The 25,785-nt window shown below is 64.8% G+C and carries 23 protein-coding genes and 2 pseudogenes; 19 read left to right on the forward strand and 6 right to left on the reverse strand.

Features of this window, described 5'->3' with window-relative positions; translation table 11 throughout:
- Positions 1–229 precede the first annotated feature (229 nt).
- From EPL01_RS08315 to EPL01_RS08330, 4 genes are all read left to right on the forward strand, one after another.
- Positions 230–1,384, forward strand: coding sequence for a thiamine ABC transporter substrate-binding protein (locus tag EPL01_RS08315; protein WP_135824799.1), 1,155 nt, complete (start codon positions 230–232; stop codon positions 1,382–1,384).
- Between the two features lies 1 nt (position 1,385).
- The gene (locus EPL01_RS08320) at positions 1,386–3,188 is read left to right on the forward strand and encodes an ABC transporter permease (protein WP_135824800.1); all 1,803 of its coding nucleotides are present in this window, start codon (positions 1,386–1,388) and stop codon (positions 3,186–3,188) included.
- The gene (locus EPL01_RS08325; RefSeq protein ID WP_135824801.1) at positions 3,185–4,240 is read left to right on the forward strand and encodes an ABC transporter ATP-binding protein; all 1,056 of its coding nucleotides are present in this window, start codon (positions 3,185–3,187) and stop codon (positions 4,238–4,240) included. The genes EPL01_RS08320 and EPL01_RS08325 overlap by 4 nt, the downstream gene beginning before the upstream one ends.
- Before the next feature lie 254 nt (positions 4,241–4,494).
- Positions 4,495–5,484 (forward strand): AI-2E family transporter, encoded by a 990-nt coding sequence (locus EPL01_RS08330; RefSeq protein WP_135824802.1) that lies wholly within the window; start codon positions 4,495–4,497, stop codon positions 5,482–5,484.
- Positions 5,485–5,507: 23 nt separating this feature from the next.
- On the opposite strand, the gene EPL01_RS08335 is transcribed toward EPL01_RS08330, so the two are convergent.
- The gene (locus EPL01_RS08335; RefSeq protein WP_135824803.1) at positions 5,508–8,819 is read right to left on the reverse strand and encodes a right-handed parallel beta-helix repeat-containing protein; all 3,312 of its coding nucleotides are present in this window, start codon (positions 8,817–8,819) and stop codon (positions 5,508–5,510) included.
- A 439-nt stretch (positions 8,820–9,258) separates the two neighbouring features.
- Positions 9,259–9,597: pseudogene (locus tag EPL01_RS08340) on the reverse strand (sulfurtransferase); the annotation flags it as partial.
- A 198-nt stretch (positions 9,598–9,795) separates the two neighbouring features.
- Between EPL01_RS08340 and EPL01_RS08345 the strand changes: the two are divergent.
- Positions 9,796–10,641 (forward strand): sulfurtransferase, encoded by an 846-nt coding sequence (locus EPL01_RS08345; protein ID WP_135825026.1) that lies wholly within the window; start codon positions 9,796–9,798, stop codon positions 10,639–10,641.
- A 118-nt stretch (positions 10,642–10,759) separates the two neighbouring features.
- Here the strand turns inward: EPL01_RS08345 and EPL01_RS08350 are convergent, their stop codons facing one another.
- The gene (locus EPL01_RS08350) at positions 10,760–11,623 is read right to left on the reverse strand and encodes an SDR family oxidoreductase (RefSeq protein WP_135824805.1); all 864 of its coding nucleotides are present in this window, start codon (positions 11,621–11,623) and stop codon (positions 10,760–10,762) included.
- A 112-nt stretch (positions 11,624–11,735) separates the two neighbouring features.
- On the opposite strand from EPL01_RS08350, the pseudogene EPL01_RS08355 reads away from it, so the two are divergent.
- The 9 genes and pseudogenes from EPL01_RS08355 to EPL01_RS08385 all read left to right on the forward strand — a co-directional run bounded on the left by EPL01_RS08355 (position 11,736) and on the right by EPL01_RS08385 (position 19,894).
- Positions 11,736–12,388 (forward strand): annotated as a pseudogene (locus EPL01_RS08355) (rubrerythrin family protein).
- Positions 12,389–12,732: 344 nt separating this feature from the next.
- Positions 12,733–12,894: a hypothetical protein gene (locus EPL01_RS21525; protein WP_168215842.1), complete on the forward strand. Its 162-nt coding sequence runs from the start codon at positions 12,733–12,735 to the stop codon at positions 12,892–12,894.
- A 274-nt stretch (positions 12,895–13,168) separates the two neighbouring features.
- A complete protein-coding gene (locus tag EPL01_RS08360) occupies positions 13,169–13,711 on the forward strand; it encodes a hypothetical protein (RefSeq protein WP_135824806.1) in 543 nt (180 codons plus the stop codon).
- Between the two features lie 65 nt (positions 13,712–13,776).
- Positions 13,777–13,938 (forward strand): hypothetical protein, encoded by a 162-nt coding sequence (locus EPL01_RS21530; protein ID WP_168215843.1) that lies wholly within the window; start codon positions 13,777–13,779, stop codon positions 13,936–13,938.
- 75 nt (positions 13,939–14,013) lie between these two features.
- Positions 14,014–16,074 (forward strand): excinuclease ABC subunit UvrB, encoded by a 2,061-nt coding sequence (gene uvrB / locus EPL01_RS08365; RefSeq protein WP_135824807.1) that lies wholly within the window; start codon positions 14,014–14,016, stop codon positions 16,072–16,074.
- A 273-nt stretch (positions 16,075–16,347) separates the two neighbouring features.
- Positions 16,348–17,583 carry a putative manganese transporter gene (locus tag EPL01_RS08370; protein ID WP_135824808.1) on the forward strand — a complete coding sequence of 412 codons (1,236 nt, stop codon included), beginning with the start codon at positions 16,348–16,350 and terminating at the stop codon, positions 17,581–17,583.
- A gap of 8 nt (positions 17,584–17,591) precedes the next feature.
- Positions 17,592–17,927 carry a hypothetical protein gene (locus tag EPL01_RS08375; RefSeq protein WP_135824809.1) on the forward strand — a complete coding sequence of 112 codons (336 nt, stop codon included), beginning with the start codon at positions 17,592–17,594 and terminating at the stop codon, positions 17,925–17,927.
- Positions 17,928–18,357: 430 nt separating this feature from the next.
- Entirely contained in the window at positions 18,358–19,455 is a 1,098-nt protein-coding gene (locus tag EPL01_RS08380) for a sulfite exporter TauE/SafE family protein (protein WP_135824810.1), read from the forward strand.
- 1 nt (position 19,456) lies between these two features.
- Positions 19,457–19,894, forward strand: coding sequence for a universal stress protein (locus EPL01_RS08385; RefSeq protein WP_135824811.1), 438 nt, complete (start codon positions 19,457–19,459; stop codon positions 19,892–19,894).
- Between the two features lie 21 nt (positions 19,895–19,915).
- Here EPL01_RS08385 and EPL01_RS08390 read toward each other — a convergent pair whose 3' ends face one another.
- The gene (locus EPL01_RS08390; protein WP_135824812.1) at positions 19,916–20,116 is read right to left on the reverse strand and encodes a hypothetical protein; all 201 of its coding nucleotides are present in this window, start codon (positions 20,114–20,116) and stop codon (positions 19,916–19,918) included.
- A 328-nt stretch (positions 20,117–20,444) separates the two neighbouring features.
- On the opposite strand from EPL01_RS08390, the gene EPL01_RS21535 reads away from it, so the two are divergent.
- Positions 20,445–21,317, forward strand: coding sequence for a transposase (locus EPL01_RS21535; protein ID WP_210424103.1), 873 nt, complete (start codon positions 20,445–20,447; stop codon positions 21,315–21,317).
- A gap of 24 nt (positions 21,318–21,341) precedes the next feature.
- Complete coding sequence (locus EPL01_RS22015) at positions 21,342–21,695, forward strand: zinc ribbon domain-containing protein (protein ID WP_210424104.1); 354 nt, start codon at positions 21,342–21,344, stop codon at positions 21,693–21,695.
- On the opposite strand, the gene EPL01_RS08400 is transcribed toward EPL01_RS22015, so the two are convergent.
- Complete coding sequence (locus EPL01_RS08400; RefSeq protein ID WP_246045658.1) at positions 21,682–22,725, reverse strand: SPFH domain-containing protein; 1,044 nt, start codon at positions 22,723–22,725, stop codon at positions 21,682–21,684. The genes EPL01_RS22015 and EPL01_RS08400 overlap by 14 nt on opposite strands.
- Positions 22,726–22,923: 198 nt before the next feature.
- On the opposite strand from EPL01_RS08400, the gene EPL01_RS08405 reads away from it, so the two are divergent.
- Genes EPL01_RS08405 through EPL01_RS08415 form a run of 3 tightly spaced genes read left to right on the forward strand, consistent with a single transcriptional unit; the run spans position 22,924 to position 23,971 of the window.
- On the forward strand, positions 22,924–23,265 hold the full coding sequence (locus EPL01_RS08405; RefSeq protein ID WP_135824814.1) for a hypothetical protein: 342 nt from the start codon (positions 22,924–22,926) through the stop codon (positions 23,263–23,265).
- Between the two features lie 50 nt (positions 23,266–23,315).
- Positions 23,316–23,519 (forward strand): hypothetical protein, encoded by a 204-nt coding sequence (locus tag EPL01_RS08410; RefSeq protein WP_135824815.1) that lies wholly within the window; start codon positions 23,316–23,318, stop codon positions 23,517–23,519.
- 2 nt (positions 23,520–23,521) lie between these two features.
- Entirely contained in the window at positions 23,522–23,971 is a 450-nt protein-coding gene (locus EPL01_RS08415) for a type II toxin-antitoxin system VapC family toxin (protein WP_135824816.1), read from the forward strand.
- 2 nt (positions 23,972–23,973) lie between these two features.
- On the opposite strand, the gene EPL01_RS08420 is transcribed toward EPL01_RS08415, so the two are convergent.
- Positions 23,974–25,782, reverse strand: coding sequence for an excinuclease ABC subunit C (locus EPL01_RS08420; RefSeq protein ID WP_135824817.1), 1,809 nt, complete (start codon positions 25,780–25,782; stop codon positions 23,974–23,976).
- Positions 25,783–25,785: the final 3 nt, after the last annotated feature.

A 25,785-nucleotide genomic window follows, 5' to 3' on the forward strand; every position in this document is an offset into this window, starting at 1 on the left:
CCGGGAGCAGAGTCGTAGCGATGAACGCTCCTCGCGGCCCCGGCCGCTCGTCCCGGTGGAGTGGTCGGTGAGCGTTCTCTGAGGAATGTAAAATTTGCTTTAGAATGAGTCATTAACTGTAAAAACAATTTATTAATTGCGTAGACGCCGCCCGAAGGCGTCTGCCGTCGGACCGTATCAGCGCCCCACATCCGGCCAGTTAAGTATCACCGAATGTAACCACCGAGTAATGAGACGACGAACCCTGTTGAAACACGGCGCGACGGCGACGGTCGTCGGCCTCGCTGGCTGTGTCGGCGGCGACGAGGGCGACCAAGACACCACGACCGAGGCCACTCCGACCGAGACGCCGATGCAGGAGACCACCGAGGAGACAACCGAAACCACGACCGAGAAGTCCCTCAGCGGGACGCTGAAGGTCGCAACCTACAGTTCGTTCATCGACGCGCCCAGCACCGCGCCGGGCGGGTGGCTCAAGAAGGCCTTCGAGAAGCGCCATCCCGACGTGACGGTGAAGTACCAGACGCCCGACAACGAGGTCAACTACTTCATCCAGCGGGCCGCCCAAGGCGTGGACATCGACACCGACGTCTACGTCGGCCTGAACGTCGACCACCTCATCCGCATCGACGAGAAACTCGGCGACAAGCAGTTGTTCGCCTCGACCGGCTCGGAACTCTCGAACTACGGGCAGGTCAAAGACGGGCTGAAGTTCGACCCGCAGAACCGCGCGGTGCCTTACGACACGGGCTACATCAGCCTCGTCTACGACGAGAGCGGCGTCGACGCCGCGCCCGAGACCTTCCAAGACCTGCTGAAAGACCAGTACTCGGGAGACCTCATCGTCCAGAACGCCAAGACCTCCATCACGGGCCGGGCGTTCATGCTCTGGACCGTCAACACCCTCGGCGAGGAGCAGTACCTCGACTACTGGAAGAAGCTGAAGAACAACGGCATCAAGATTCTGGGGTCGTGGAGCGACGCCTACACCGCCTACGAGAACGGCGAGGCCCCGATGGTCGTCTCCTACTCCACGGACCAGGTCTACGCCAACCGGCAGGACAAGGACCTGACGAAGCATCAGGTCGGCTTCCTCAACGACCAGGGCTACGCCAACCCCGAGGGGATGGCGAAGTTCGCGGACACCGACAACCCGGAACTCGCCGAGGAGTTCATGGACTTCGTGCTCACCAAGCGCGCCCAGACCAAAATCGCGCAACTCAACGTCCAGTTCCCCGCGACCGACTGGGCACCCCTCAGCGACGAGTTCCGGAAGTACGCCAAGGAACCCGAGAACCCCGTGACGTTCACCTACGAGGAGCTACAGGGCAACCTCGACGGCTGGGTGGACTCGTGGGCGCGCCAGATTGCTGGCGGTAGGTAACGTGACCCGAGACGGGGAGACCGCGGGCCGACGCGAGCGACCCGACCTCGACCCGAGCGTATGGCTCGAACGCCACGCGCTCGGGGTCCTCGGAGTCGCCACCGCGGCGGTTCTGCTGGTCGTCTTCTACTACCCCGTCCTCACGGTCTTCGCCGACGCGGTCCGCGTCGGCGGCGCGTGGACTCTCGACGTCGTCGTCGAGGTCCTCACCGACCCCTTCTACTTCGGCGCGCTCGCCCCGATTTTCGCCGGGGAGTTCGGCGAGGTCGGGGCCGTCGCCGCCGAGTCGCCGCTGGGCCTGTTCGGCTTTACCGCCTACCAAGCCCTGCTCTCGACGATTGCGAGCGTCCTCCTCGGCCTGCCCGGAGCCTACGTCCTCTCGCGCTACGAGTTCCCCGGCCGCAGGACGATTCGCTCGCTGACCATCCTCCCGTTCGTGATGCCCTCCATCATGGTCGCCATCGGCTTCGTCGCCTTCTTCGGGACAAACGGCCCGCTGAACGCCGCCCTGACCGCGCTCGGGGTCGGCCAAGTCAACCTCCTCTTTACGCTCGAAGCCATCGTCGTCGCTCACGCCTTCTACAACGCGCCCCTCGTGGCGCGAGTCACCACCGCGGCGTGGGAGAGCGTGGACGCCCGGATGGTCGAGACGGCTCGCTCGCTCGGCGCGAACCCGTGGTACGCCTTCCGCGACGTGCTGGCCCCGCAGCTCCTGCCCGCGGTTCTGACCGGCGCGCTTCTGACCTTCGTCTTCACGTTCATGTCCTTCCCCATCGTCCTCGCGCTCGGCGGCTTCCAGTTGGCCACCGTCGAGGTCTGGGTCTACTCGCTCGTGCAGGAACTGGAGTACGCCGAGGCCGCCACGCTCGCGGTCGCCGAGACCGCCGTGTCGCTCGCGCTGACCTACGCCTACCTCCGGTACGAGGCCCGCGAGTCGGGCGGCCGGACCGCGAACCCGCCGCCGCGGAAGCGCCTCTTTCCCGATTCCCCCTCCCTCCTCGCGGCAGTCGAGCGGGTCGGCGTCGTGGCGTACGCCCTCGTCGTCGCCGTCGTCTTCGTCGGCCCCATCGCCAGCATGGTCGTCGAGAGTCTGACCGGTCCCTCCGGCCTCACGCTCCAGTACTACCAGTTCCTCGTCCAGCGACAGGTCGAGGGGGCCTCGTTCCAGACGAAACCGGGGGTCGCGGTCCGCAACTCCCTCGTCTTCGGCGCAGCGACCCTGCTGGTGGCGCTTCCGATGGGCGTGACCGTCTCGGTGCTGACGACCCGAGGAGGCCGGGGAAGCCGACTCGCCGACGCCGCCGCGATGGCTCCGCTCGCGGTCAGCGGCGTGGTCGTCGGCCTCGGGATGCTCCGAGGACTCGTCTTCGGCGTCGAACTGTTCGGCGCTCGCCTGCGGGTCACCGGCCCGGTCGCCATCGTCGCGGCCCACGGCGTCGCGGCCTACCCCTTCGTGGTTCGGAACGTCGCGCCCCTGCTGGGCGGCGTGGACCGCTCTGTCGTGGAGTCGGCGCGGGCCTTGGGCGCGACCCGAGTCCGGGCCTTGCTCGACGTGGAACTTCCGCTGGTGGCCTCCGGGGTCGCGGCGGGGGCCGCCTTCGCGTTCGCCATCAGCGTCGGCGAGTTCGATTCGACGGTGATTTTGGCCACCGGGAGCAGTAGCTACACGATGCCAGTCGCCGTCGAGCGCTACATCGGCAACCGGACCCTCGGCCCCGCCTCGGCGATGGGGACGGTCCTGCTTGTCGTGACCAGCGTGAGTTTCGTGATCGTCGATAGGCTCGGGGGGCGGTGGGAAGCATGACCGACCTCTCGATTCGGGGCATCTCCAAGTCCTTCGACGGCGTGGACGCCTTGCAGGACGTGAGCCTCGACGTGGCCGACGGCGAGTTCTTTACCTTAGTCGGCCCCTCCGGATGCGGGAAGACGACCACGCTCCGGGCCATCGCTGGCTTCGAGACGCCCGATTCAGGGTCTGTCCGGTTCGGCGAGCGCGAGATGTCCGGCGTGCCCCCCGAGGACCGCGACGCGGGCATCGTCTTCCAGAACTACGCGCTGTTCTCGCACATGACGGTCGGCGAGAACGTCGCCTACGGCCTGCGGTTCCGCGAGACGCCGGGCGAACAGTCGAAGGACGAGCGGGTGGCCGACCTGCTGGAACTCGTGGACCTGCCGGGGTTCGAGGAGCGCAGTCCGGACGAGTTATCGGGCGGTCAGCGCCAGCGAGTCGCGCTGGCTCGGGCGCTGGCTCCCGGCCCCGATGTCCTCCTGCTGGACGAACCGATGAGCGCGCTCGACGCCAGACTCCGCCAGAACCTCCGCACGCAGGTCAAGCGAATCCAGTCGGAGTTGGGTATCACGACCGTCTACGTCACTCACGACCAGGAGGAGGCCCTCGCCGTCTCCGACAGGGTGGCGGTGATGAACGACGGGCGCGTCGAGCAGGTCGGGCGGCCCGAGGACGTGTACCGACGCCCCTCCTCGCGGTTCGTCGCGGAGTTCCTCGGCGAGAACAACGTCTTCGCGGGCGAGGTCGACGGAGATGCAGTCCGCGTCGGCGAGGCGACTTTCCGACTCGCGGGCCTCGACGCGCCCGACGGCGGGACCGTCACCTTCTGCGTCCGCCCGGAGAATCTGGTCCGCGGCCCGGCCGAAAACGGCTTCGAGGCCACCGTCGAGACGGTCGAGTTCCTCGGGGAGTCCTTCCGCGTGCATCTGGACTGGCAGGGCCGGGACGTGACGCTCCGGGTTCCGGAGCGACCGGATTCGGAGCGACTGCGGGTCGGATTTTCGCCGGAGGACGCCCACGTGGTCGCCGACGGCGTTCGGGAGCGCGAGGTAGTCGGGGAGCGGTAGTGGAACAGCGGTAGTGGAACAGCGGTAGTGGAGCTTAGACCTCGCGTTCGGGCGCGGCGCGAGCGCGCCGCGCCCGAACGCGACGGAGGAGATAATCGAAATTCATTCCTAAGGAAATAATTTGGTTTCTCAAAGGATTGTTTTTATTGTCTTTCGCGCGGTCAACGGAACCACGCGGTCACGTTCGCGTTGCTCACGTGACCGCGACCGGGCGCAAGCCAAACGTTTTGCCACGGGGGTTCGATTGAGAGCGTATGTCCGCGACGAGACAATGGGTGCTGGCGGGCGTGCTGGCGCTCGTCGGTCTGCTCGCGGCCGCGGTGCTGTTCGACGTGCTGGGCACCGTCTTCTTCGCCATCACGGTCGCCTACGTCCTCGTGCCCCTCCACGAGCGACTGGTCGAACGAGGAGTCCCCCCGTGGTGGGCGAGTGCCGTTGCGACGACCCTCGCGTTCGTCAGCGTCGTCCTGCTGTTCGCGTCGTTCGGCTTTCTGGTCTACCGGCGGCGGAGCGAGTTGGTCGGCTTCCTCCTCGACCTGCCCGAGAGCGTCAGCGTCGAGATTCTGGGCACGATTTACACCGCCGACGCCAGCATCGTGACCGAGTTGGCCCGCGAGTATCTGGGCGTGGTGGCGCTGTCGCTGGCCCGCCTCGCGCCGGTCCTCGCGCTGAAGGGGACGCTGTTCGCGCTCCTGATATTCGCGCTCCTGATTCGCCGCGGACAGGCCCGCCGCGCGCTCCTCGCGCCGGTCCCCCACGAGTACCGGGACCTCGCGGCCGCCTTCCACGAGCGAACCCGACAGACCCTGTTCGCCATCTACGTCCTGCAGGCCGCGACTGCGGCGGCCACCTTCCTCGTCGGGCTCCCGGTCTTCTACGTGCTGGACTACCAGTTCTACGCCACGCTCGCGCTCGTCGCCGGGTTCCTCCAGTTTCTCCCCATCGTCGGCCCGTCGTTTCTGGTCGGCCTGCTGGCGTTCCATCGCCTGACCGCCAACGAGGTCGCCGCCGCGGTTCTCGTCCTCGTCCTCGGCGGCGTCGTTATCGGGTGGCTCCCCGACGCCGTCATCCGGACCCGACTGGCCCGCGAGACTGCCCACCTGCCCGGAAGCCTCTACTTCGTCGGGTTCACGGGCGGTCTGCTCAGCGTCGGGCCGATTGGCTTCATCGCCGGGCCGCTGGTGGTCGCGCTCCTCGTGGAGGCCTCGGAACTCCTCGCGGCCGAGGTGAACGGCCGCGGATGAGCAATCGGAAAATAGCCGCGGACTCACCCCATCAGGAGCCACAGCAGCGCGACGAGCGCGACCCACAGCACGCCGCCGCCGACGCCGACCGCGAGGAGGCCGCCGGTCCCCAGCAGTCCGAAGACGACCCAGACGAGGACGCCGACGGCGGCGAGTCCGTTGATGACTTTCCCGCTGACGGGGACGCCCGCCCGCTGGACGCTCCGAATCACGCCGAACGCGCCCAGCGCCAGCGCCGCGAGGTAGAAGACCAGCCCGAGGAGTCCTCCGAGCGTGGTGAAGACCGAGAGGCTCGGGAGGAGACCGCCGTCCTCGCTCCCGGAGTTCGCGGACGAGTTGCCGACCGTGGTCGCGTTCGACGGCGTCGAAGTCGAGAGCGCCGATTCGGAGTCGGACCCTGCGCCCGGCCCCGGCGAAGCGGTCGTGGTCGCGCCCTGCTCGCGGACCCGAACCGTCGCCGTCGCGGAGTCGGCGCTCTCGACGCCCATCTCGTCGGCCACGACCAGCGAAATCGTGTACTGGCCGGTCTCCTCGAACGAGACTGTCGCGTTCGGGGCCGCCGAGTCGATTGGCGACGGGACGGTCGCGTTCTCCGGTCCTTTCACGACGAATCGGTGGAAAGCGACCTGCCCGTCGCGGTCGCTCGACGCGCGCCCGGAGAGAACCACCGAGTCGCCGACAGTCACGGAGTCGCCGACCGCCGCGGAGTCGCCGGTCGCGGTGCCCGACGAAATCGTGACGTTGGGAACTGGACGAGAGTAGCGCTGGCGGTTCGGCGACGACGAGGAGGGGACGAAATCGACCCACCCGGCGCGGGTCACGACGCGATCGCCGGTCCCCTCCGGGTGAATCGAGGCGTGGGTCGGCCCGGACTCCGCGCCCCAGTAGTTGCGCTCGGCGAGGACGGTCCGCGAGGAGTTGACGAACAACCGCGTGGTGGTGTTCGCGTCGACCAGGGTGCTGACGTTGACCACCATTCCTCGGTCGTGGCCGTAGACGTCGTTGCCCCTGACGACGACGCGCTGGCGGTTCTCGTCGCCCTTCCGGAGGACGACCCCAGTCGGGAGGTCCTCGGAGACCGACCGGACAGCGAGCGCGGCGCGGTTGCCGTTCCAGACGTAGCCGCTCCGGTTCGGCCGGAGGACGACCGTGTACTCCTCGTCGGGGCGGCGGCCTTCGAGGTCTGACTCGACCGCCTGGTCGTCCACGAGTTCGGCGAGTTCCTCGTCCACTTCTCCGGCCCGGAAGATAGCGCCCGCGTCGCCCTCCTCGACGACGATGCCCGTGCCGGGTCGGTAGCTCGGGACGCTCCTCGGCGCGTCGAGGCCGTAGGTGTTGAACACGACCGCGTTGTCCAGAATCCGGCCGCCGAACGCGCCGGCGAGTCGGATGCCGTATGCGTTGGCGGCCACGACGTTGCGGGTCAGCGTGACCCGTCCGGCGTGGGTCAACTCGTTGTCCACGTTCAGGCCGATACCGGCGTTGTCGAGAACCCGGTTGTCGGCGACCGAGAGGTCGTGGACGACCAGCCTCGTCCGGACCGAGAAGCCGTGACCTCGATTGTCCGCGATAGTGTTGTCTGCGACCGCCGAGTTCACCAGACGGTTCGCCCTGAGGCGGACGCCGTCGGCGTTCTCCTCGACCGTGTTGTTTCGCAGGCGAAGCCCAGAGACGGTGTCGCCGTCGAGGAGGACCCCCGCCGCGCCGTTCCCGGTGACGTTGTTCCCGCGGACTGCTCCTCGGAGTCGCGTCGCCTCGGTGACGACCGAAACCCCGTGGCGACGGTTGTCCGAAATCTCGTTGTCGGCGAGCGTCATCGAGAGGCGGTGGGCGTAGCGTGCGACTCGGTGACGGACGCGAACGCCGGTCGTACTCCGAGTGAGGGTGTTGTCCGCAATCCGGACCCCGTCGGCGTTCTCGTTTCTGACGGAGAGTCCGACACCGGCGTCGGCCTCGGAGATTCGATTCTCGCGGACGTTCAGGTTCGCGGCGCGGCGCGTGGCGACCCGAATCCCGTCGGCGTCGTCACCGACCGCGGAGATTCGGTTGCGAGCGACGGTGGCTCCGCGGACTCGCCGTCCTCGGAGCGCGATGGCCGACCCCTGACTGTCCGAGAAGGCGTTGCCCGCGAGGCGGACGTTCCGGGTCGCGTCCGCCGAGACGAACACGCCCTGCTCGCCGATTTGCTCGAACGTCGAACCGGTCACCGAAATCCGGGTCGCGCGGGTCTCCTCCGGGGGACGCCCGGCCATCCGCCGGTCAGGGCCGTATCCGGCCGAGTGAAGTCTGAAGGGAACCGTCGTCTTTGCGGTCTGTGAGACGCCGTGACGCCGGAAATCGACCGCAATCGGATACGTCCCGTAGGTCTGGGGGTTCTCCGTGTGGTTGTACGCGACCCGGACCGTCGCGTCGCCGGGAACCGTGACGGCGCGTCGGAGTCGCAACTCGTAGGCGTTGTCTCCCGTCTCGACCTTCGAGACGAGGGGCCACAGCGACCAGTCCACGGTGCCGTTGTTGTTCAAGTCGAGGCCGAACGTTCTGAAGTGCCCGCGTTCGACGTCGCCCACCTCGCCGTGCCCGCGGTAGGAGACTCGGAAGGTGTCCATCGTCGTGTCCCCGCCGGGCGAGACCGCGAGTTGATGCTCGGTCGTGTTGCCGGGTTCGGTCGAGTTCGACGTGACGCCGAACTCGCCGATTGGACCTCGGCCCGGCGTGACGGCGACTCCTCGTCCGCCGATGGCGGCGAACGTCGAGTCCTCGATGGTCAGTTTCGGCGTGCCGGTGTCGTGGACGACGCGGACGCCGTGGCGACTGATTCGCCGGACGGTGGCGTCGCGCACGTCGACGCGGCCCACCGCGCTATCGACGGTGAGGCCGTTCGTCGCTCGTTCGAGGACGACGTGCGAAAGCGAGAGGCGCGAGTGGGCCGACCCCTCGTAGCGAATCGACCCCCAGCGAACGCGACTCGGGGCCTCCGGCGCGGGCGAGAACGTAATCGGTGCCTGCGCGGTCCCCTCGGCGCTGAGGTTGCCCTCGACCACGAGCGAGATGTCCGCGGCGGGTTGGACGACTGCCCCCGGTTCAACGACGAGCGTCGCTCCCTCCGCGATGGTAACGTCGGCCGCAATCCGGTAGGGGCCGCCGTCGGCGGTCCACGTCGTGTCCTCCGTGATATCGCTCTCGACGAAGGTCACGTCGGACGCGGAGGTGTCCGCCGACGTAGCGTCGGCCGAGAGCGCGTCCGCCGGGAGCGCGACGGTCGGAGCGCCGACTGTCGAGAGACCGACACAGAGTACGAGGAGCGCGGCGAGCGTTCGAGTCGGCACGCGGTTCACGGTGGCTTTTCAAAGATGCAAGATATAAATCGTACCCTTTGCTGACCTGTATCGGGACTGTCTCGACAGAGCCGCCCGACGAGACCGCGAAGCGACGTGCGAACGTCTCTCGTATGAGTATGCGTATGATTCTCCGAGAAGTTTCATATGCAATCGACGTGAATAATATAATCCATGTACGTTGTCTCCCAGACAATGACCGGTCGCACCGCCAAGGACGTGAAGAAAGGTCGAATCAAGCGGCGTTCGACCCAGTTCGCGTTCCTGTAGAAACGAGGACGATTTTTCGCAGTCGCGCAGTGACTTGTCGATGCGTAGTCGAGGCCGGAGAGGCTCCACCGCAGAGTCGCCAAAGAAATATTTGTGAATTCTCGAACTGTGTTTTATTTATCTAACTGTTGTTTAGATTGTTTCTCCGCGATAGGAAACCGCCGATGGACTACGACTCGCCAGTTTCGATAGCGCCGCCGACCTCCGTCCATTCGGCCAGACTCCCCTCGTAGAACGCCAACTCCTCGTAGCCAAGCGACGAGAGGACGACGTAGGTGTGGCTGATTCGCCGGGCGGTGTTGCAGTACAGCACGACGCGCCGGTCGGGCGTGACGCCGTGGCCCGCCAGAGTCTCTGCCAGTTCCGACCGCGATTTCAGCCCGCGGGTCTCGTCGTCCACCAGTTCGCGCCAGTCGAGGTTGACCGCGCCGGGGATGTGGCCCTCGGCGAACTCGTCGTCGTCGCGGGTGTCCGCGAGGACGGCGTCGGGGTCGTCTATCGCCGAGTCGGTCGGCGAGCCAGTCGGCACCGACGACGACGTTCTCGTTCATGGCGCGAGAAATGGCGGAACCTACCGTCAATACAGGGACTATAACCTGAGAGTCCGAACCTGCGGACGTCATGAGCGACGCAGAATACGCGAACGACGTTCTCGTCTCCGCCGACTGGGTGGAGATTGACCCCCTCCCGCCGTAAACGACGTGGAATCCGACCATCGGATTTCGGTCGTGCAACCTATCACCTAGATGAGTTCCAGACCGACGACCCCGAGTACCGACTCGTGGAAGTGGACGTAGACACCGAGGCCTACGACGAGACCCACGCGCCCGGCGCAGTCGGATTCAACTGGGAGACTCAGCTACAGGACCAGACCCGACGCGACATCCTCGACAAGCCCGACTTCGAGGACCTCCTCGGCTCTCACGGCATCACCGAGGACTCCACCGTGGTCCTCCACGGCGACAACGCAAACTGGTTTGCGGCCGACGCCTACTGGCAGTTCAAGTGCTACGGTCACGGCGACGTGCGCCTGCTCGACGTCGGTCGAGACTACTGGCTCGAACACGACTACCCGACCGCCGAGGAGGTGCCGGAGTTCTCCGAACAGGAGTACGACGCTGGCGGTCCGCGCGAGTCCATCCGGGCCTACCGCGACGACGTGGAGAAGGCCATCGACCGCGGCGTTCCGCTCGTAGACGTTCGGTCGCCCGAGGAGTACAGCGTCGAGGTACTGGCCCCGCCGGGACTCACGGAGACCGCCCAGCGCGGCGGCCACATCCCCGGCGCGAAGAACATCTCGTGGGCCGCGGTCACCGACGACGACGGCACGTTCAAGTCCCGCGAGGAACTGCAAGCCCTCTACGCCGAGGAGGGCATCGAGGGCGAGGGCACCACCGTCGCCTACTGCCGCATCGGCGAGCGCTCCTCGGTCGCGTGGTTCGCGCTCCACGAACTGCTGGGCTGCGAGGACGCCGTGAACTACGACGGGTCGTGGACCGAGTGGGGTAATCTGGTTGACGCGCCCATCGAAACTGGCGAGGCTGACGACTAAGTTTGGCGAGGCTGACGACTGAGTGTGACGAAGTCGGAAGCCTCGAAGCGGAACGGCGAGCGAAGCGAGCCGTGAAGCACGGGTGGCGAATAGGTTCGTTTCGCCTCCCCTCTCGTTTTCAGAGCAGTCCGAGCCGCCGAAGCTCCGTCCCCAACTTCCCAATCGCCCAGCGCCCCTTGTCCTGAAGCGAGTCGGGGAGGAACCGCAGGAAGACGAGCCACCGGGCCACGCCGACCGGGTAGCGCGATTTGGGGCTGGACGACGAGGCCGCGCACAGAATCTCCTCGGCGACCTCCTCGGGGTCGACCGCCAGCGGGCCGCCGTCGAGGAAGGGACCCTCCTCGTGGAGTTCGTACACGTCGGCGAACTCCGGCGAGGCGTCGATGGCGTCGAACTGCTCGCGGGCGGTCTCGTCGAATTCGGTTCGGACCCAACCCGGTTCGACCGCCACTACGTCGATTTCGGGGGCGGTCTCCATCCGGAGCGCGTCGGTCAGCCCCTCCAGCGCGAACTTGGCGCTCCCGTAGACGCCGAGACCGGGGAAGGTGACTCGACCGAGGAGGCTGGTCACGTTGATAATCGTCCCGCCGCACTGGTCGTGCATCTTCGGCAGGACGGCGCGAGCGAGTCTGTGGGGACCGTGGACCAGCACGTCGAACTGCTCGCGGGCCTGTTCGGTGGAGACGTCTCCGACCGCGCCGAGGACGCCGTATCCGGCGTTGTTGACCAGACAGTCGATGCCGCCCTCCTCGTCGGCGACGCGCTCGACCACCGCCTCGCATTGCTCCTCGTCGGTCACGTCGAGTTCGGCGGTCTCGCACTCGTCGGCCAGCGGTGCCAGCAGTTCGGGTCGAAGGTCGGTCGCGTAGACCGTCCAGCCCTGTCGAGCGAACTGCCGAGCAGTCGCGCGGCCGATGCCGGACCCGCACCCGGTTATCAGCACGGTTCGGTCGTCGGGGGGATTGCGTCGAGTTGCGGTCATGTCTGAAACCGCACAGAGCGCGACCAAAGATTTCCCGAATGTCCGCTCGTGGGGCGCAGTTTTCGGATTCGGTTCCTGCCAACGTCGCTACTTACAAACGATTCCCCTCCGCATCCGCGGGCATGGACCCGACGAGTTCCTCGCCACCGTCCGCGACGACAACGAGACCGCGCTCTCGCGGCTCGGCTCCTCGAAGTTTCGCTACGCCGAGACCGAGGGCGAGATGGACTCGAAGACCGTGTTCCGCGCCGCCGCGGCGGCCGAACACGCCGCCAGCGAGACCTTCCGGCAGTGGGCCGACGACGAAGACAGCGCCGAGTCGGTCCGCGAGGTCTTCGCCGACTTCGCCGCACAGGAGCGCGACCACTACGAGCAGGTCCTCGGGAAGCTAGACGACGAGACGGCGGATGACCACGAACCCAGCGAGGCCCCGGCCATCCACGAGTATCTGCGGGATTTGGACGGCGTGCGAGTCGAGTCGGTGGATTCCTCGGCCGGACGCTCGCCAGCGAGAAGTCCAAAGAGCAGATGGTCGGCTTCTTCGTCGGGCAGGCCGACCCCCAGACCGCCCAACTGTTCCGCGACTTGGGCGACGACTTGGACGGGCAAATCGAGCGCGGGACGGAGTTGCTGAGCGAAGTGTGCGAGAGCGAGGCAGACTGGGACGCCGCGCTGGAAGCGGCCAGCGGCGCGATTCAGACGGCCTACGACGAGTACACCGAGACGCTGGAAGGGATGGGCGTGAATCCGAAGCCGGTGTGTTAAACCACCTTTTTTCTTCGTCGGGTGTCCTCAGTCGCTTCGCTCCTTGCGGGCACCGCTCCTCGAAAAAATCTGGACCAAAAAAGTGCCGCTCGCTCCCTCCGGTCGCTCGCGGTAGTACAGCTAGTTCGTCCCGCTACCGCATATGCTGACGGCGCGTTCGCTCGGTCGCTTCGCTCCCTCGCGCCGACCGCAACTCTCTGTCTCGGTCGTTTGCAGACAACTAAATCCGTCTTTAGAACATATTTATAGTTATTAAATATAGGAAAATATATTTCTATGTGGCAGTCGTCTCCCTAGTCGAACTCACAGAACGCTTTTTGACCAGTATCGCGTACTGCGGTAGCATGCCACACGAGAAGCACCACCGATGCAACCTCTGCGGGAAGGACTTCGAGACGGGCGGCAAACTGGAGGAGCACATAGAGCGCAGGCACCCGAAGGCCGACGTGCATTGGTGGGTCGTCGCCGAGGACCCGAGCAATCTGCCGTTCGAGGTAGACGATTGAGAGGACTTCGGTGAAATCGTCTCCGCGGCGGTCAGTGGAACCGACTCTACTTTTATCAATCATAACGGGACGAAGGTGGCCCACACGAGGAGACCAGCGCATGACAGACCATCGAAATCCAGCGTCCGAGACCGCGGACACAATCAAGCGAGTCAGTGAACGAGACCCATCGAACGACGAGGAGGCCCCCAATGGGTCCAAGGAGTATCGTCCGCTTTCAGGACTCCGTCGCGCCGTCTCGGACTACCACGGGTCGTGGTACAGAAACGAGACGATGCACGCCGAGGTCCGCGAGACGGTCGAAGGACAAGTAGCGTGGCTCCGCGAAATCGACGACAAGGCGATGCGAACGTTGCGGTTCAACGCCGCCCTCCTCGGTCTCGTCGTGCCGATGTTCTCGTTCGCGGTCAAATTCGAGTTAGTGGCCGAAGCGCAGGCGTTTTACAATCCGCACGTGGCACTCGGAGTTGCGGCCCTTGTCGCCTCGACGGCACTCGCAGGCCTCACGTACACGTCTTCGAGCATCGAATCAGGCGTGTCGAGCGAGGATATCAGAACTGCGAGACGACAGGGGCTCACCGACGCGGAGGTTCACGACGTACTCCTCACGAGTTATGTGACGTGGATTCAGTCGAATCGGAAAACAATTCGGTGGAATAGCGTTCTCGTTACGATGACACTTCTTCTGACAATCGGCGCGTTCGTCTCGTTGACTCTCGGACTCACTTCCGCGCTCGTGACTGATCTCCCAGAAGCTATCACGTATAGTGCATATCTCGGGTTACTCGCAATCGGGATTGCCTCTCAATTCGTCTAATCCCACGTTGTGGACCCGAAATCACCGACCCATGGTTTATATACTATGTAGTCTAAATCGACTATATGCGAAAGAGTGCAACGAAAGATGACGGTCGTTCAGCCCAGGAACTAGAGACAAAAGCTGAGGAGAACGAAGAGACCCTCGTCTTCGAGGGTGAAACCCTCGCCCACAGTCCCCGACTCGGTCGGAAACTCCTCAGGTGGCTCGCCGACCGACGCGACTGAACGGCCACGCTCGGACGTGTCGGGCCAGAATCAAGCGACCATCTCAAGTGCTTCCAATCCCTACCTCGGTCCACAATGAGCGACGCCGACTCCGGACCGCTTTCGCCCGACAGGCCAGAGGCCGAGAGCGAGTTTCGGGTTGAGGCCCCCTTCGACCCCGCGGGCGACCAACCGGAGGCCATCCGGCAGTTGGCCGAGGGGTTCGAATCGGGCATGGACAAGCAGACGTTGCTGGGGGTAACGGGTTCGGGGAAGACCAACACCGTCTCGTGGGTGGTCGAGGAGATACAGAAGCCCACGCTGGTCATCGCACACAACAAGACGCTCGCCGCCCAACTCTACGAGGAGTTCCGGAACCTGTTCCCCGACAACGCCGTCGAGTACTTCGTCAGCTACTACGACTACTACCAACCGGAGGCCTACGTCGAGCAGACCGACAAGTACATCGAGAAGGACGCCTCCATCAACGAGGAGATCGACCGGCTCAGACACTCCGCGACGCGCTCGCTCCTCACTCGGGACGACGTCATCGTGGTGGCCTCCGTTTCGGCAATCTACGGCCTCGGCGACCCGCGCAACTACGAGGACATGAGCCTGCGGCTCGAAGTCGGCGACGAGGTGGGGAGAGACGAACTGCTGGCGCGCCTCGTGGACCTGAACTACGAGCGCAACGACGTGGACTTCACGCAGGGCACCTTCCGGGTCCGGGGCGACACTATCGAAATCTTCCCGATGTACGGCCGGTACGCCGTCCGCGTCGAGTTGTGGGGCGACGAGATAGACCGGATGATGAAGGTCGACCCCTTGGAGGGGGAAGTCAAGTCCCAAGAGTCCGCCGTCCTCGTCCACCCCGGCGAACACTACTCCATCCCCGAGCAGACGATGGACGAGGCCATCGCCGAAATCGAGGAGGACCTCGACAACCGCATCCGGTACTTCGAGCGCAACAACGACCTCGTGGCGGCCCAGCGAATCGAGGAGCGCACCACCTTCGACTTGGAGATGATGAAGGAGGCGGGCTACTGCTCGGGCATCGAGAACTACTCGGTCTACCTCTCGGACCGCGAACCCGGCGACGCGCCCTACACGCTACTCGACTACTTCCCCGACGATTTCCTCACCGTCATCGACGAGTCCCACCAGACCGTCCCCCAAATCAAGGGGCAGTTCGCGGGCGACAAGTCCCGAAAGGACTCGCTGGTCGAGAACGGCTTCCGACTCCCGACGGCCTACGACAACCGCCCGCTCCAGTTCGACGAGTTCGAGGAGAAGACCGACAAGACCCTCTACGTCTCGGCGACCCCCGCCGACTACGAGCGCGAGGTCAGCGAGCAGGTGGTCGAGCAAATCGTCCGGCCCACGCACCTCGTGGACCCGAAAGTCGAGGTGTCGGACGCCGAGGGGCAAATCGACGACCTGATGGACCGCATCGCAACCCGGACCGAGAACGACGAGCGCGTCCTCGTGACCACCCTGACCAAGCGCATGGCCGAGGACCTGACCGAGTATCTGGAGGAGGCCGGTGTCGCAGTCGAGTACATGCACGACGAGACCGACACCCTCGAACGCCACGAACTCGTCCGGGGCCTGCGCCTCGGCGAGTTCGACGTGCTGGTGGGTATCAACCTCCTGCGCGAGGGGCTGGACATCCCCGAGGTCTCGCTCGTCGCCATCCTCGACGCCGACCAGCAGGGCTTCCTCCGGTCCGAGACCTCGCTCGTCCAGACGATGGGCCGGGCCGCCCGGAACGTCAACGGCGAGGTGGTCCTCTACGCCGACGAGACCACCGACGCGATGGAGGCCGCAATCGGCGAGACCCAGCGCCGCCGCCGAATCCAGCAGGAGTACAACGAGGAACACGGCCTCACCCCGACGACCATCGACAAGGAGGTCTCGGAGGCCAACCTGCCGGGGAGCAAGACCGACACCTCCGGCGTCTCCTCGGGCGAACCCGAAACCGACGACGAGGCCGAGCGCCGCATCGAGGAGTTGGAAGAGCGCATGAACGAGGCCGCGAGCAACCTCGAATTCGAGTTGGCCGCCGACATCCGCGACCGCATCCGAGAACTCCGCGAGGAGTTCGAGGTGGACGTGGACGTCGAGGGCGGCGTGCCGGAACCCGACGCCGAGTTCTGACGAGCGGCGATTCGTTTTCTCGCGGCCCATCACCGACGTTTCCCGCGAGTGGCGACTCACGCCTATTCGCCGACACCGCCCCAAGTATTAGATGCATCTAATTCTCTGATTTGATAGGCACTATTTTATGTTTGCGTGTCTCAACTCCACACGCCCGATATCCATGCTAGTCGAAAAAGCGTCGTCTACTCTCCACAGACGCTCGGAAGAGCGAGCAGTTCGGCCGAGCGAGAGCGTCGAATTCGAGGCCACGTTGCCGGAGGTGCTGGCGGCGTGATAGACCTCCAGCAAGCCATCGACATCTTCGTCTTCTCGGTCAGGGACGGCTTCGTGCAGGTCAGCGCGTTCGTCGCCGTCACGGTCCTGTTGTTCAGCTACGTCCAGTACCGGACCGGCGGTCGCATCGTCCAACTCCTCGAAAACAACGAGAAGCTCCAGCCAATCGCTGGCGGCCTCCTCGGTCTGACTCCCGGCTGTGGCGGTGCCATCATCGCCATGCCGCTGTACGTCCGCGGGACGATAAGCTTCGGCACGGTCGTCGCCGCGCTCGCTGCGACCGCTGGCGACTCCGCGTTCGTCATCCTCGCGCTGGCCCCGGAAGCCGCAATCTACGCCTACGGGATGGCGTTCGTCGCCGCGGTTCTGTTCGGCTACGCCATCGACCGCTGGGGCCTCGGCGTCGGGCGAGTGGACGACGCTGTCGAGCGAGTCAGCCGCCCGATGACCGACGGCGGATTCGCCACCACGAGCGTCGCCGAGGGCGGCCCGAGCATCCCGGAGTACGAGCAGGACGCCGCCTGCGGTCACGGCCCCAGTACGGAACCCGGCGAAACCACTGCGTCCCATCTTATGACGACGCTCAGCCACGGCGTCCACGTCCTCTGGTGGGTCGTCGCCGTCGCCGGTCTCGTCGCTGGCGTGGAGTACCTGCGCCGCGGTGCCCCGGAGGTCGCGCTCGAGTTCGGTCCGACGTTCTTCGGCCTGTTCACGGTCGCCGGACTCGTCGGGACCTCGGCCTCGTTCTACCTCTACTTCGTCGGCCGCCGGTTCATCGGCGAGGGCGAGACCGGCCGAGTCCGCGACGACTTCGCCAGCACCTACGAGACCTTCCAGCACGCCGCCATGGAGACCAGCATGGTCACGGTCTGGGTCATCGCGGCCTACCTTCTGTACGAGTACGGCATGGTCGTCTTCGCGCTGGACATCGGTGCGCTCGCCGCCGCGGCGGGCGTCCTCGCTCCGGTCGCAGGTGCGGCGCTCGGCCTCGTCCCCGGCTGTGCGCCCCAAATCGTCTTCGCAGCGCTCTACGCGAACGGCGAGATTCCCTTCTCGGCGCTCACCGCCAACGCCATCAGTCAGGACGGCGACGCGCTGTTCCCCCTGATGGCAATCGACATGAAGGCCGCCATCATCGCCACGATTTACACGACGATTCCGGCGCTCGTCGTCGGCGTCGGCGTCTACGCGCTCTGGCCCTACGCCAGCTTCGGCTTCGGCGTCCTCGGCTGACGCAATCGGTGATTCCGTGCGACCACCCCTTCACCACCTACTTCGTCATCGAACACGAGGAGCCGGAAATCGGGAGCGCGGACGCCACCGAGGCCGATTACTACGAAGTCGAGAAATACAACCGGGTCTGGGGCGGCGGCAGGGGCACGGACGGAGACCGCATCGAGATTCCCTGCTTCCGGCGGTCGCTCCGGGGCGTCGTCGGACCGATGTTCGAGGCGGGGTTCGTTCTGGAGGTCCTGCGAGAGCCGCGGCCGCCGGAGACAGACGGCCCGCTCGCGTACTTCGAGGACCACACGCCGCGGTTTCTGGTCGTCCGGGCGAGAAAATCCGAGAGAGGGTGAGACGAGCCGAAATCAGTCGCTCTCGGCGTCCTGCACGTCGCCATTTCGGGATTTGTCGCGGCGACCGAAGGAGTGGCGGCCTCCTCGACGGCAATGGATGAACCTAATTATCTAACAGCATATTTGTGGCCTTCATTAAGGCTTTTTTACCGCCGTTCTGTTAGACGCGGGCACCATGAATCAGCAGACAGCGGACGCTCGCTCGAACCCCGGACACCCCCTCCAGGCCTCAACAGGAGGGTTCACCTAGATGGACCGCTCGTCGTCTCTCCGGGAGGAACCGAGCGTTGCAGACGAACTCGGTGATAACAGACACTCGTTCTCACGAAAATTCTCGACGCGCTCGTCGGTAGCGTCACAGGTACACTCGACGCGGGGTTCGGTCCCGGCGGAGCAGCAAACCAACTAACCACGAGAGTCATCGACAACAATGCCACTCGAAAACGTCGGGAACACTCCGTCCTACAGCCAGATTCAGAAGTCGTTCCTGAAGTATCAGCACCTGTTCGTGTTCACCGCCCCGGTGCTGTTCGTCACCGCGGTGTACTTGTTCGCACCCACGGGCACCACGAGTTCGGGATACTGGTTAGAGTACTGGTGGCTCTTCCCGTTCTTCCTCGCGGGCGCGACCATCGTCAACACCGTGGGAATCAGCGGGTCGGCCATCTTCGTGCCCTTCCTCATCTTCATCTTCCCGCTGTTCGCCTACCCGCTCGAACCCGAGACCATCGTGAAGGTCGGCCTCATCAGCGAGGCGTTCGGCCTGTCGAGTTCGGCCGTCGCGTTCATCCAGTACGGACTGGTGGACCGCCGACTCGCGCTCACGCTGGTCGCCGGGTCGATTCCGTTCGTCATCGGCGGCGCGCTCCTCTCGTTCGTCATCCCCGAAGTGGTGTTCCACTCGCTTCTGGGACTGGCGCTCATGGCGGCGTCCTACCTCCTGTTCAAGGCCGACCTCGGCCACGGGGAGTCTGACAGTTCCACCGAGTCCGAGACGATGGCCGACGGCGGCGAGTCGCGCGACCTCCCCGACGACAGCGGGAAACTCGGCCCCGCTGGCGTCCGCACCGACGAGGAGGGCACCGTGACCCGAGTGGACCGCGAGGGCGACGACTACGTCTACACTCGCGGGGGCTACCTGCGCCGGTTCGCCAACTACAGCATCGGCGGGACGTTTCAGGGGCTGGCCGGGTTCGGCATCGGCGAGTTGGGCATCATCTCGATGCTCGGCACGTCGGTCCCGGTCCGGGTCGCCATCGGGACCAACCACATCGTGGTCGCGCTGACCGCCATCTTGGCCTCGGTGGTCCACGTCTTCGGCGGCGGACTGGTCGGCGGTCACTCGCTGAGCATCGCCAGCACGCCGTGGAACATGGTGGTGTTCACCGTCCCGGCGACGGTCACGGGCGGCCAAATCGCGCCCTACGTCTCCAACGCGCTCGACACGGGGACCATCAAGAAGTTCGTCGGCGCGCTGTTCGCAATCATCTCGGTCGCGCTGTTCCTGATGGCGGCGGGGGGTTTCTGAGATGTATCAGGACATCCTCCTGCCGACCGACGGCAGCGACGGGACCGTCGCGTCGGTGACCCACGCGGGCGAACTCGCCGAGACCTACGACGCGACGGTCCACGTGCTGGCGGTCGCGGACAGCCGCAACCGGTTCGAGAGTCCGTCGAGCGGCGTGGCCCCCGAAGCGTGGACCGAGGCCGAGCGCGAACGCGCCGAGCAAGCCATCGAGAACGCGACGATGGCGCTCCCCGACGACGCGTCCGTCGAGACGGTCGTCGCCGAGGGCGTGCCCCAGACCCAGATTCTCGACTACGTGGACGCCAAGGACATCGACGTGGTCGTGATGGCGACGCACGGTCGGACGGGTCTGGACCACTACCTCATCGGGAGCGTCACGGAGAAAGTCGTCCGGAAGTCGCCAGCGCCGGTACTGACGGTCAGAATCGACGAGGAGTAGGTTCTCCTCGTTCCGCGGAAACTACTTCTCGCCGGAGAACGCCTCGGTCCGCATCTCGACGTAGCGACTGGGCCACTCGGTCAGGTGCGTCCCGAGCCGTTTCGGGATGGCTTCGAGCCTGTCTACCGCAGAGACGAGTCGCCCCGTTGAACTGCGCTCTCGTCCGTTCTCGTCGGAAGCAACGTCGTCGTAGCCTCTGGGAGGGTCACTCTCGAAGCTCATGCGTGTCAATGTTGTGCATTGAGGATAGTAAACCCCCGTGTTTCGGTGAACGAAACTCCGGCGTGTTGGCCCGAGGCGGAATACGAGCGTAGAGAAATATAATCATACGCTTACCATAACTAATTATGTCTTATAGAAACAATTATATTTGTGAAAAATCGGCCGCGTCCAACGAGCGCGCCCGGCCTCACAGCAGTACAGCGCGGAAGCTCACTCCTTTAGGGTGGGAGGAAGCGCGTAAACTCTATGGCACAGACCACCGATACTAGCAGGGACGACTCCCGAAATAATCGTTGACTATATAAACAAAGTTCCTAAAAAGTCTCACATGGAGGTGCAACGGACCGTCCGGGTCAAACTCGATGTGCCCGACGAGCGACAAGACCACCTCCATCAGACCATCGAGCAGTTCACTACCGCCGTCAATTACAGCATCGAGAACGGCCGCACCGACGACGGCTACCTCATTACCGCGAAAACCACTATCCACGACGAGGTCTATCACGACCTCCGTGGCGTGACTGACCTTCCAGCGAACCTCTGTGTTCGCGCCTACTCGAAGGCGGTCGAGATGATGAAGTCAACAGTCGCCGACTGGAAGCAGGGTAACAGCCGCCCCGTCCCAACGTTCGACCAGCCAACCGTCGTCTACGACAAACGCACCCTGACCATCAACGACCGAAGTGCAACCCTCTCGACAGTCGAGTCTCGTGTCGAGGTCAACTTCGACATCGGTGAGTATCAGGCCAACTACCTCGATGACGACGACTACGAGAAACGGATGGGCACACTCCATTACGACAATCAGGAGGACGAGTTCTACCTCCACATCGTCATCCAGAAAGAGGTTAAGGAGCGTGAAGGCGACCGGGTTCTCGGTGTGGACCTGAATCTCAAGAACGTGGCGGTGACCAGCACGGGGTCGTTCTACGACGGTGGTGAACTGTTGTGGGGCCAGAACCATTATTTCCGGGTGCGTCGGAGCCTCCAAGACAAAGGCACTCGTTCCGCGAGGCAGGCGTTAGCGCGACTGTCGGGGCGAGAAAACCGCTTCGTCTTGGACCGCCTGCACACCATTTCTCGACGCATCGTGAACGAAGCCCGCCAGTACGACTGCTCGTACATCGCCGTCGAGGACCTCACCCACATCCGCGAGCGAATGGACGCTTCCGACGACCAATTGAAACGCCAGATGCACTAGTGGGCGTTCCGCGAGTTACAGGAGATGATTCGGTGGAAAGCCACCGAGTACGGGATTCGCGTCGAGGAGGTGAATCCCGCGTTCTCCTCACAGACCTGCTCGAAGTGTGGACACCAGTCGAGTACGAACCGTGGTTCTGACGGCTGGTTCGAGTGCAACGAGTGTGGGTACAAGGTGGACGGCGATTACAACGCGGCGAAGAACATTGGGAAGCGGCTGTTAGCTTTACCCGAGGGCAAACGCCCCTCGGGGTTGGGCGACGGTCATCTCGCCCTCAAGAGCGGGACGTTGACTCTGAACGGCGAGTACACTGCCTTCTCCACACTGGAGACAGAAGGGGAGTCCCACGCTCAAGCCCACGAGTTTACTCGTGGGTAGATGACCGCTCGCGTTCTTCGACTTCCATCTCGGCGTCGAACTCCTCGCGCTCCGCGCCGACCTCCTCGCCGTTCGACTCCTCGAGCATCTCGTCCACGTCGTCCAGACCGAGCAACTCCTCGGTTTCGGCGTCGAACTCCAGACTCTCCAGCGACTCGCCGTCGCCCGCCACGTCGCTGCCGGTGAGGTGCTTGCCGTAGCGACCCACCAGCGACGAGAGTTCCTGCGGGAGGACGAAACTGGTCGAGTCGCCCTGTCCGATGGCGTCTAACGTCTCCATCCCCTTGTCGATGACCGCGCGCTCGCCCATCGACTCGGCGGACTTGGCGCGCAGGACGGTCGAAATCGAGTCGCCTTGGGCCTCCAGAATCTGGCTCTGCTTCTCGCCCTGCGCCCGGATGACGTTCGAGGCCTTCTCGCCCTGCGCTCGTTCGACCGCGCTCCGGCGCTCGCCCTGCGCTTCCAGAATCATCGCCCGCCGCCTGCGCTCGGCGGCGGTCTGTTGCTCCATCGCGCTCACGACGGTCGGCGTGGGCATCACCTTCTGGACCTCGACGCTCTCGACGCGGACGCCCCACTCGTCCGTGGGTCGGTCTAGCTCCTCGTGGATTCGGCTGTTTATCTCCTTCTGCTGACTCAGGGTCTCGTCGAGTTCCATGTCGCCGATGACCGCCCGGAGCGTGGTCTGGGCGAGGTCCGAGACGGCTTTCTCGTAGTCCTCGACCTCCAGATACGCCTTCTCGGCGTCCATCACCCGGATGTAGATGACCGCGTCGGCGGTGACGGGCGAGTTGTCCTCGGTGATGGCCTCCTGTTCGGGCACGTCGAGGGTCTGGGTCCGCATGTCGAAGGTGTGAGTCTTGCTCACCAGCGGCGGGACGATGTTGAGGCCCGGACTCAGCAGTTTCCGGTACTCGCCGAACACCGTCAGCGCGCGCTTCTCGTAGGGGCCGACGATTTCGACCGCGCTGGACAGCACCGCAATCGCCAGCCCGAGCGCCAGCAGACCGAGGATTACCGCGGGGTCCATGAAAGGCAGCAGAAAGAGGAGGGCGAAGACCGCGACGACGACCGCCAGTAGGCGCGTGATACTGACCCCGGCGGTGAGTCGCCCCAGTTCGTAGAACGGGTTCATGTTGCTCAGTCGATGCTATGGGCGCGTACCCTTTGACGTTTGCGCCGCGGGACACCACGACGTATTTTGTCGCTGGCCGGACAAGGCAAGCGTATGTCGAACACGCGAGTCGCGCTGGCGAAGGGGTTCTCGGTCGCGGTCGTCGTCCTGCTGGTCGCTATCGGCGCGTACGTCCTCCTCGCGCTCGGCGGGTTCTCACAGGACGGACTGCTCTACTACCTGCTGACCCTCTCGTTCGCGCTGACGGGGGCGCGAGGCATCTGGGCCGAGCGCTACAAGATTGCGACCATCGGCGCGGTCGGGATGTTCGTGGCGGCCGCGATTCAGGGCGTACAGGGTGCGCTCGCGGTCGGACTGTCGATTCTGTTGCTGGTCGCGCTTGTCGTGGGGTACTCGGGCCGGACGCGGGAGCAACTGAAGAATACCGACGCCTGAGCCATACCTAATACCGTAAGGCGTTTGGTTCGTCCGACTTATGTGTAGGTATGAGCGACGTTGCCCGCGACGACTTCGATTTTCTTGGCGAGCAACTTCTAAAGAAGTCGCAAACTCGCCCGCTTCGAGAGGAGATGGAGTCGTTCCTCAAAGAACACGAGTCTGAAGAAGACCTCGAATCGCTTCGCCGCCGCGCGAAGGGTGGAGAGAAGTTGTCGGAAATCGTCAAACAGGACCGAGACGAGCGATTCTAACAATGCAAAATCTCTTCTTCGATACCTCCGCACTCGTCAAGCGATACTACGAGGAACCCGGAACGGAATTCGTAGATTCACTCGTTACTGACGACGATACGAAGGTCGTGTTGACTTCCATCGCAGTAGTCGAGACGGTTTCGGCGTTTCGCCGGAAGTACAACCGCGAAGACATCGGCGACGACGTTCTGGACGAACTACTCGCGTCCTTCTTCGACGAGGCCCTTTCCGACTTTCTCATACTACCAACCGAAGAGTCGCTACTGGTCAATTCGTTCGAGTTAGTTCTCGATGACGACCTGCGAACTCTCGACAGCCTACAGCTCTCTGCGGCTCTGTCCGTCTCCGAAAACGTCGAGGAACTGGTTTTCGTTAGCGCCGATAAAGAGTTAGTTTCCCTTGCCGAGAACAAAGGTCTGCAAACCCAAAACCCCGACGAAGCCGAAAACTGATTTCACAACCGCGTCTGAATCGTCTCGGCAGTCTTCTCACCCACACCCTCCACTTCCCGCAGTTCCTCGACCGACGCGGCCCGAAGGCCCTCGACGCTCCCGAAGCGCCGGAGGAGCGCCCTTCGAGTCTTCGGCCCTACACCCGGAACGTTGTCGAGTTCGGTCGAAACGTCGTCCCGCAGGGTCTGGTGGTACTGGACCGCGAAGCGGTGGGCCTCGTCGCGGACTCGCTGGAGGACGTGGAGGTGGTCGGCGTCGCTCGGCCAGTCGTAGGTTCCAGACGGCGTGACGACGATTTCCTCGTCCTTGGCGAGCGCGATTGCTGGCACGTCCCAGTCGGCGTCGGCGAGGGCCTCGCGGGCCGCCTCCAGTTGCCCCTCGCCGCCGTCGATGAGGAGCAAGTCGGGATTCGGGCGGTCGTCTCGGTCCTCGACTGCCCGGTCCGCGCGCCACCTGACGAGGTCGTACATGTTGGCGTAGTCGTCGTTCTGGTCGTCTAGCTTCTTGCGTCGGTAGCCCGACTTGTCGGCCGACCCGTCGGCGAACACCACGTCGCTCCCGACAGCGTGCTTGCCCTGAGCGTGGCTCACGTCGAAGCCCTCGATTCGGCGCGGGACCGAATCGAGGTCCAGCGCGTCCCGAAGCGCCGAGAGCGCGTCGGGTTCGCTCGCTCCTCGGCGGGCGTTCTTCAGCGCGAGGTCCACGAGGGTCGCCTCCCGGCCAGCGCCGGGCACGCGGGCCGCCACGCCCTCGCTTTCGAGCCAATCGAGGACCTCCTCGTCGTCCGGGCGGTCCGAAAAGAGGAGCGCGTCGGGCAGGTCGCGCTCGGTGTAGTACTGGGTCACGAACGCCGAGAGGACGGCGCTGGCCCGGGTATCGGCGTCCTCCGCGTCCCCTTCGGGAATCGTCACGGCGTGGCGCTCGCGGTCCACGAGTTGACCCGACTCGCTGTGGAGGCGCGCGACGGTCGCCGAGTCGCCTTCGAGGGCGACCCCCAGCACGTCCACGGCGCGCTCGTCGCTCTCGGTGGCGACCGCCTCGCCAGCGCCGCCGTGGAACCCCTCCACCGCGTCGAGTTTGTCCCGGAGATTCGCGGCGCGCTCGAACTCCTGATTTCCGGCGGCCTCCTCCATCTCCCGGCGGAGCGGGTCGGCGAGGACGCCCGTCTCGCCCTCGAAGAAGCGGACGACGGACTCCACGTCGGCGATGTACGAACCCCGGTCGATTTCGGCGGTGCAGGGCGCGGTGCAGAGGCCGATGTCGTAGTCGAGGCAGGGTCGGTCGCGGTTGGCGAACTTGTGGTCCGAACAGCCGCGGACGCCGTAGGTCTCCCGCAGGGCCTTCACGACCGTCTCGACGCGGGTCTTCTTCGTGAAGGGGCCGAACACCCGCGGGCCGGAGACCGTCGGATTCTCCGAGGTCGTCGCGCCGCCGTCGCTCCGGGCGCGGGCCTCGGGATTCGGGTCGCGGGTGATTTCGATGCGGGGGAACTCGTGGTCGGTGAGTTGGACGAGCGGATAGGACTTGTCGTCCTTCAGTCGGACGTTGTACCGCGGCTGGAACCGCTTGATGAGGTTGGCTTCCAGCAGGAGGGCTTGGGTCTCGGTGTCGGTGACCGAGTAGTCGATGCTGTCGGCGCGCTCGACCATCCGGCGGATGCGCCGACTCCGCGGGTCGGCGTAGGACCGCACCCGGTCCCGAATGTCGACGGCCTTGCCGACGTAGACGACCGTCTCGCCGTCTTGAAACTGGTAGACTCCGGGTTGGCGTGGCAACTCGGCGGCGCGCTCTCGTACCGCGTCCCCGTCCATCGA

The sequence above is a fragment of the Halorussus ruber genome (assembly GCF_004765785.1).
In the GTDB taxonomy this organism is placed as follows: domain Archaea; phylum Halobacteriota; class Halobacteria; order Halobacteriales; family Haladaptataceae; genus Halorussus; species Halorussus ruber.